Here is a 1318-nt window from a genome sequence, read left to right as displayed (position 1 = left end):
TGATATTATCCCCTTTAAGTAGACAGTGTAAAAAGACCATGCACATACATGGATGTTACACTATTACTTGGAGGGGATTTTTCATGACTAAAAAAGGTTCAAYATTTATTACATATTCAGAAGAATTAAAGTTAGCGGCTGTTCAAAGTTATTTAAACGGAGAAGGAAGTTACAATATGATAAAGGAAAAATATCAGATTAGAAGCTCTACACAACTAAAAAATTGGGTGAAAAAATATAAAGAATTTGGTGAAATTACAGATACTCGTGGAAAAAATGGTGGAATGAAAGGCATATCAAATCCTCTAAAAGGCAAACGCGTTCATTTTAAGACGATTGAAGAGGAACGTGACTACTATAAGGCACAGGTTGAATATTTAAAAAAGCAGTATCCGAATCTGTAAATGGAGGTGCACTAAAATATACGGTGAGATATCATATCATTGAATCATTAAAGGRGAAATATCCAGTTATATGGCTTACGAAATTTGCGGGTGTACATCGTTCAAGTTACTATAAGTGGATTCATACAAAAAGTATGAAAAACATGCGACTAGAATCCGAGAAACGATTAAAAAAAGTAATACAATCTATTCACGTAAGGCACAAGGAATATGGTTATCCACGTATGAAAATCGCTTTACAGGAAGAGGGATATTTTATAAATCACAAAAAAGTATATCGCTTAATGAGCGAGCTCAACATTCAATCTATTATTCGAAAGAAGCGTYGCTTCTTTAAAGGGAACTATTCCAATGTTTTTCCGAATGTTTTAAACCGTGAATTCAAAGATCGCCAACAAAATGAAGCGCTTGTTACAGATATTACTTACCTACGATTCCAAGAGGGATTTCGGTATCTTTCTGTTGTACAAGATATTTATAATAACGAAGTTGTTTCTTGGAAAATATCCAAGCGCAACGATAATGAACTTGTATTAGATACAATTGAAATGTTGGCACAAAAAAGAGATGTGCGTRGAACCATTCTCCATTCAGATCAGGGATTCCAGTACACATCTCAYGCCTACAACAAACGACTTTTAGGTTTAGGTATCATTGGCAGCCACTCTCGCAAAGGAAACTGCCATGATAATGCCTGTATTGAGTCATTTTTCTCCCATTTTAAATCGGAAATGTTGTATTTGAATCATTTTAAAACAGAAGCAGATTTAATACAAGCAATTGAAGAGTATATTTATTTTTATAACTATAAACGGTTCCAAAAACGACTCAACCACCGAGCTCCGATAGAATATCGAATCTCGATGGCTGCTTAGTCTTTTTAATATTGTCTACTTGACAGGGATAAGACCCCA

The 1318-nt window shown here is 34.2% G+C and carries 2 protein-coding genes; both read left to right on the top strand.

Features of this window, described 5'->3' with window-relative positions; all coding sequences use genetic code 11:
• The first annotated feature begins 83 nt into the window (after positions 1-83).
• Positions 84-404 carry a transposase gene (locus AC1DTM_RS26860; protein WP_477001317.1) on the top strand — a complete coding sequence of 107 codons (321 nt, stop codon included), beginning with the start codon at positions 84-86 and terminating at the stop codon, positions 402-404.
• Between the two features lie 23 nt (positions 405-427).
• Entirely contained in the window at positions 428-1279 is an 852-nt protein-coding gene (locus AC1DTM_RS26855; protein ID WP_477001316.1) for an IS3 family transposase, read from the top strand.
• The last annotated feature ends 39 nt before the right edge of the window (positions 1280-1318 follow it).

The organism is Bacillus sp. P4_D3 (assembly GCF_056401855.1).
This window is presented reverse-complemented; position numbering and strand designations above follow the sequence as displayed.